This window comes from Nocardioides sp. (assembly GCF_036401255.1).
Classification (GTDB): Bacteria; Actinomycetota; Actinomycetes; order Propionibacteriales; family Nocardioidaceae; genus Nocardioides.
Genome location: NZ_DASWVI010000447.1, coordinates 1 through 5,808 on the forward strand (window position 1 = coordinate 1; position 5,808 = coordinate 5,808).

8 protein-coding genes are annotated in these 5,808 nt (G+C 74.2%); 5 read left to right on the forward strand and 3 right to left on the reverse strand.

The annotated features are described in order from the left end of the window. Positions 1-110: 110 nt before the first annotated feature. The 3 genes from VGD85_RS20270 (at position 111) to VGD85_RS20280 (ending at position 2,620) form a co-directional block, all read left to right on the forward strand. Complete coding sequence (locus VGD85_RS20270) at positions 111-830, forward strand: sulfite exporter TauE/SafE family protein (protein WP_331065239.1); 720 nt, start codon at positions 111-113, stop codon at positions 828-830. Between the two features lie 135 nt (positions 831-965). Next, complete coding sequence (locus VGD85_RS20275; protein ID WP_331065240.1) at positions 966-1,202, forward strand: hypothetical protein; 237 nt, start codon at positions 966-968, stop codon at positions 1,200-1,202. Positions 1,203-1,234: 32 nt separating this feature from the next. Beyond that, positions 1,235-2,620 (forward strand): flotillin family protein, encoded by a 1,386-nt coding sequence (locus tag VGD85_RS20280; protein ID WP_331065241.1) that lies wholly within the window; start codon positions 1,235-1,237, stop codon positions 2,618-2,620. A gap of 14 nt (positions 2,621-2,634) precedes the next feature. Here VGD85_RS20280 and VGD85_RS20285 read toward each other — a convergent pair whose 3' ends face one another. Next, positions 2,635-2,850 carry a hypothetical protein gene (locus VGD85_RS20285; RefSeq protein ID WP_331065242.1) on the reverse strand — a complete coding sequence of 72 codons (216 nt, stop codon included), beginning with the start codon at positions 2,848-2,850 and terminating at the stop codon, positions 2,635-2,637. A gap of 154 nt (positions 2,851-3,004) precedes the next feature. Here VGD85_RS20285 and VGD85_RS20290 point away from each other — a divergent pair, with 154 nt between their 5' ends. Both VGD85_RS20290 and VGD85_RS20295 read left to right on the forward strand, forming a co-directional pair. Next, entirely contained in the window at positions 3,005-4,492 is a 1,488-nt protein-coding gene (locus VGD85_RS20290) for a cobyric acid synthase (RefSeq protein WP_331065243.1), read from the forward strand. Further along, the gene (locus VGD85_RS20295; RefSeq protein ID WP_331065244.1) at positions 4,489-5,010 is read left to right on the forward strand and encodes a bifunctional adenosylcobinamide kinase/adenosylcobinamide-phosphate guanylyltransferase; all 522 of its coding nucleotides are present in this window, start codon (positions 4,489-4,491) and stop codon (positions 5,008-5,010) included. The genes VGD85_RS20290 and VGD85_RS20295 overlap by 4 nt, the downstream gene beginning before the upstream one ends. Before the next feature lie 9 nt (positions 5,011-5,019). Here VGD85_RS20295 and VGD85_RS20300 read toward each other — a convergent pair whose 3' ends face one another. Together VGD85_RS20300 and VGD85_RS20305 are read right to left on the reverse strand one after the other, a co-directional pair. Next, a complete protein-coding gene (locus VGD85_RS20300) occupies positions 5,020-5,712 on the reverse strand; it encodes an adenosylcobinamide-GDP ribazoletransferase (RefSeq protein ID WP_331065245.1) in 693 nt (230 codons plus the stop codon). Then, on the reverse strand, positions 5,705-5,782 hold the full coding sequence (locus tag VGD85_RS20305; protein WP_414690845.1) for a hypothetical protein: 78 nt from the start codon (positions 5,780-5,782) through the stop codon (positions 5,705-5,707). Before VGD85_RS20305 ends, VGD85_RS20300 begins: the two co-directional genes overlap by 8 nt. Between the last annotated feature and the right edge of the window lie 26 nt (positions 5,783-5,808).

Genomic DNA, 5,808 nt, shown 5'->3' on the forward strand with positions numbered 1-5,808 from the left:
GCCGCCCGCGCCGGCCGAGACGCAGGCCGAGACGCAGGCTGTCGCGCCGCCGCCCCCTCCGTCCTGGATGAACAAGAGCGAGGACGGCTGAGCGCGGGGCGCGGCTGTCGGTGACGGACCTGCTGCTGGTCGCCGTGGTGGCGGCCGGAGTGTTCATGCTCGCCGCGATCGCCCAGGCGGTCACCGGGTTCGGGTCGGCGCTGGTCGCCGTACCGCTGCTGACGCTGGTGGTGCATCCGGTCACGGCGGTGGTGGCGGCGACCGCGGTGAGCCTGGTGCTCACCACCGGCGCGGCCTGGCGGGAGCGCGACCACCTCGACGCAGGAACGGTGCGGATCCTGACGGTGGCGGGCATCGTCGGCATGCCGCTCGGGCTGGTGCTCCTCGCCGTCGCCGACGAGTCCAGCCTGCAGGGCTGGATCGCGGGAAGCATGCTGGTGATGGTGGTGCTCGTCGCGGCGGGTGCCCGCATCGGCAGCCGTGGCCTCCCGGTCGCCGGGTTGGTCAGCGGCGCGCTGCTGACGTCGACGGGCATGAACGGGCCGCCGCTGGTGATGGCGTTGATGGACCGTGAGCCCCGCCGCTACCGCGCCACCCTCCAGGCGGTGTTCGCGGCCCAGGACGTCGTCGCGGTCGCGGCGTTCGCCGTGCTCGGGTACGTCGACGGGCGGGTCGCTCTCGTGAGCGCCGCCGGCGTGGTGGGGATCCCGCTCGGCTGGCGGCTCGGCGACGCGGTGTTCCACCGGATCCCGGCCGCCCGGTTGCGCCCGCTCGTGGTCGGCGGGCTCGTCCTCACCGCGACCTCGATGCTGATCACGGCGTACTCCTGATCGAGCCCGGCCCTGGGGGCGCGCGTCGTCAGCAGGGCCCGGATGTGATCTGATATGCGCGTCGAGGCGGCTTCCGGGCCCGCCGAGACGGATCGCGCTTCACGTTGCTCGGAACGTTGACGAACGGGGGTTCGCATGGCGCGCAGGTCTGCGGTCGATCGCGGTGACGACAGCGTCGTGGGTCGTGAGGGGCGGGTGACCGGCACGGTCGGACCCGGTCTGGTCGGTGAGGTGATCTTGCCGATCCGCGGCGGGAGCGAGGCGTTCAACGCCTACCCGTACGTCGGCACCGACACCTTCCCGATCGGCACCCTGGTCCGGGTCATGGAGTACGCGCAGCCCCGGATCGTCTACGTATCCGCCGCGCTCTAGCCCGAGCGCGCCAGCGAACAGGAACCACACCCATGCCCATGCTCGTCCTGGCCGCGATCGCCGCCGGCCTCCTGCTGCTCCTCGTCCTGGTCTTCAAGATGATCTGGCGGGTCGCGGAGCCCAACGAGGCCCTGATCATCTCGGGCCTCGGCGCCCACGGAGAGACACCCGCCGACATGCCGGGGGACACCGGTCGCGGGTTCAAGATCGTCGTCGGCCGCGGCACCGCGGTGATCCCCGGGTTCCAGACGGTCCGGAGGTTCTACCTCGGCCTGCGCACGACGACGCTGACGGTGAAGGCCCCGTCCAACCAGTCGATCCCCCTGACGGTCAAGGGTGTCGTGGTCTTCAAGGTCGCCGACGACAAGGCCAGCATCGCCAACGCCGCCCGGCGCTTCCTCGAGCAGAACGAGGAGACGCTGGTGAGCACCATCCACGAGCTGTTCGCCGGCCACCTGCGCGCGATCGTCGGCGGGATGACCGTCGAGGGGATGCTCCACGACCGGGAGTCGCTCACCGCGAACATCCGCACGTCGCTGGCCGACGACCTCGGCAAGCTCGGCCTGATCGTCGACTCCCTGCAGATCCAGGAGATCGACGACGAGGTCGGCTACATCAACAACCTCGGCAAGCCGCAGGCGGCCGCGATCGAGGCGGCCGCCCGGATCGCCGCCGCCCAGCGCGACCAGGAGGCCACCCAGGCCGAGCAGATCGCCGACGCCCGCAAGGCCGAGGCGGTGCGCCAGTCGCAGATCGAGCAGGCCGGCTACCAGGCCGAGGTGGACACCGCGAAGGCGCAGGCCGCGCAGGCCGGGCCGCTGACCGAGGCGCAGGCGCGCCAGGAGGTCGTCAAGGCAGAGACCGCGGCGGCCGAGCTCGATGCGCAGCGTGCGGAGAAGGTGCTCGACACCGAGATCCGCAAGCCCGCCGACGCGGAGGCCTACCGGCAGATCACGCTCGCCGACGCCGAGCGACAGGCCAAGATCGCCCGGGCGCGCGCCGAGGCTGAGGAGACCACGCTGCGCGGCGAGGCGGAGGCCAAGGCCACCGCGGCGACGGGTGAGGCCGAGGCGAAGGCGATCCAGGCCCGCGGTCTCGCCGAGGCGGCCGGCATCAAGGCCCGCGCCGAGGCGCTGGCCGAGAACCAGGACGCGGTGATCGCGCAGACGATCGCGGAGAACTACCCCGACATCGTCAAGGCGGGCGCCTCGGCCCTGGGCAACATCGACAACCTGGTGGTGCTCAACGGAGCCGACGGGATGGAGGATATGCTCGGCAAGGCACTGACGATGGGCGGGGCCGGACTCGGCCTGGCCCAGAGCCTGATGTCGTCGATCCGGGCGGGTGCGGTCGAGGACGGTGCGCGCACCGACGGCACCCGGCCCGGCGCGGAGCCGGCACGCGAGACCGTCGGCTGAGCGTCGCCGAGGGGTCAGGCCGCGGGGACCGCGCCGCTGCTGGTCTCCAGGGTCGACGCAGGCTCGGGCAGCGGCGTCGCGGAGGTCGCTCGGGTGGCCTGGCCGGCGCGGGCGACCGCCACCAGGAACGCTCCGGTGAGCACGACCACCATGAGCACGACACCCACCAGGAACAGCACCCAGAACAGCGGCGAGTGGTCGGCGACGGGGTAGTTCTGGCCGGGGTTCATCGGGTCCTCCACGGGGCTCGGTGGCGCGGTCCCGACGACGATCACCGCCGGCGCCGCTCCCGGGACAGGGCCCCGGGTCCCGTCCGGGACGGGACTTTGTGCCCGGGGCCCGGGTCCCGGCGCGAGGAGCGGCGTCGCCTAGGCTGGACGGCCGATGAACGGGATCCTGGTCGCCGGCACGACCTCCGACGCGGGCAAGAGCGTCGTCACCACCGGGCTGTGCCGCTCGCTCGCGCGAGCGGGGGTGAAGGTCGCGCCGTTCAAGGCCCAGAACATGTCGAACAACTCCATGGTCTGCGCCGACGGAGCGGAGATCGGCCGGGCCCAGTGGGTGCAGGCGCTCGCGGCGAACGCGGAGCCGGAGGCCGCGATGAACCCGGTCCTCCTCAAGCCCGGCAGCGACCTGCGCAGCCACCTGGTGGTGCTGGGGCGTCCGGCGGGCGAGGTCGGCGCGGGTGAGTTCGCCGGCGGGCGGGAGTCGCTCGCGCGCACGGCGTACGACGCGTTCGACGACCTGGCGTCGCGCTACGAGCTGGTGGTCGCCGAGGGGGCCGGGAGCCCGGCGGAGATCAACCTGCGCGCCGGCGACTTCGTCAACATGGGTCTGGCGCGACACGCGGGCCTGCCGGTCGTGGTCGTCGGTGACATCGATCGTGGTGGCGTGCTCGCGGCGATGTTCGGCACCGTCGCGCTGCTCGAGCCGGAGGACCAGCGGCTGGTCGCCGGCTTCGTCGTCAACAAGTTCCGCGGCGACCGGTCCCTGCTCGAGCCCGGGCTGGCCGGTCTCGAGCGGCTCACCGGCCGACGCGTGTACGGCGTGCTCCCGTGGCACCCGGATCTCTGGCTCGACGCCGAGGACAGCCTGGAGGTGTCCGGTCGCCGGGTCCACGACGGCCGGGCCGCGCTCAAGGTCGCGGTCGTGCGACTGCCCAGGATCAGCAACTTCACCGACGTCGACGCCCTCGGTCTCGAGCCCGGCGTCGACGTCGTGTTCGCCAGCGACCCGCGGTCGCTCTCCGACGCCGATCTCGTGGTGCTGCCCGGCACGCGCGCCACGATCGCGGACCTCGGCTGGCTGCGCGAGCGGGGCCTGGACCGGGCGATCCACGCGCACGTCGCGTCCGGCCGCGCGGTGCTCGGGATCTGCGGGGGCTATCAGATGCTCGGCGGGGTGCTCGCGGACCCGGCCGGGATCGAGGGCCCGGCGGGCGCGTCGGTCGACGGCCTCGGGCTGCTCGACGTGCGCACCGAGTACGGCCCCGACAAGGTGCTCGGGCTGCCGCGCGGCGTCGAGCTCGGGGCGCCGGTGGCGGGCTACGAGATCCATCACGGCCTGGCGACGCCGGGCGTCGGCGCCGACGCGTTCGCCGGTGGCGCCCGGGCCGGTGCCGTCTTCGGCACCATGTGGCACGGCTGCCTCGAGGGTGATGCGTTCCGGACCGCGTTCCTGGGGGAGGTCGCCCGGCTCACCGGGCACCTGTGGGAGCCTTCCGGCGTGAGCTTCGCCGCCGCTCGTGAACGCCGGCTCGAGCTGCTCGCCGACCTGGTCGAGGAGCACCTCGACGTCGAGGCGATCGCCTCCCTGGCGACCGACGGCGTGCCCTCCGGCCTGCCGCTGCTGCCTCCTGGTGCGAGCCGGTGAGGGTCCTGGTCACCGGAGGCGTCCGCTCCGGCAAGTCGCGCCACGCGGAGGAGCTCCTGCGTCCGGAGGGCTCGGTGACCTACGTCGCGCTCGGGCCGGTCCACGACGACGCGGACTGGGCCGCGCGGATCGCAGCCCATCGGGCCCGCCGGCCCGCGACGTGGCGGACGCTCGAGACCGGTGACCTCGCGGCGGCACTGCGCACCCCGGGTCCCGTGCTCGCCGACTGCCTCGGCACCTGGCTCACCCGCGTCGTCGACGAGGCCGGCCTGTGGGACGCCGACCAGGACGCGGTCAGCGCGCACGTGGACCGCCGGGTCGACGAGGCGGTGGCTGCGCTGGCCGACCGCGCCGCGGACCCGGTCGTGCTGGTCACCAACGAGGTGGGTCTCGGCGTGGTCCCCGAGCACCGGTCCGGACGGCTGTTCCGCGACCTGCTCGGCGGGGTCAACCAGCGGTTGGGGGCCGCGTGCGACGAGGTGCACCTCGTCGTGGCCGGGCGGGTGCTCCGGCTCTGATCCGTGCGGTCAGGCGACCAGGGTCCACGTCAGCAGCGTGGTCGCGAGCGCGATCTCCACGGCTGCTCCCATCACGTCGCCGGTCACGCCGCCGAAGCGGCGTGCCGCGCGACGGACCAGCACCACGACCGCCAGCCCGCCGACCACCGACAGCACCAGCCCGCCCAGCACCGCGACGCCCAGCGGGACGGTCCCGCTGAAGCTCGCCCCGAGGCCCTCCGGACGCGCCGCGGGCACCCGCGTGCAGCAGACGATCCACAGTGCGCACCGCGAGAGCGCGACCAGGCCGCCGGCGAGCAGCGGTCGGTCGAGGTACGCCGCGAGCGCGGCCGCCTGGACGCCGGCGACCACGACGGTGGCGAGCACCCCCGCCGGACCGCTGGTGCCGGTGCGCATCACCGCGAGCGAGCGCTCGGCGTCGTAGGACGCCGTGAGGCCGTCCACGGTGTCGGACAGACCGTCCCAGTGCAGGGCCCGGGAGCCCGCCGCCAGCGCACCGACCGCCACCCACCCGACGGCGAGCGGCGGCAGGTCCAGCGCAGCACCGGCCGCGAGCACGAGCGCCACGAGCAGGCCGAGGGGGAGGGCCGCCACCGGGGCCAGCAGCATCGCGCCGCGGGCCGTGCGGCGGTCCACGGTCGTGACCGCACGCACCGGCAGGGCGGTCAGGGTGCCGGTCGCGAGCCGCCAGGACTCACCCATCGAGCTCGCTGAGCAGCGCGACGTCGCGGAGCAGCGCGACCGCGCTGCGCAGCACCGGCACCGCCGCCACCGCGCCGCTGCCCTCGCCCAGCCGCA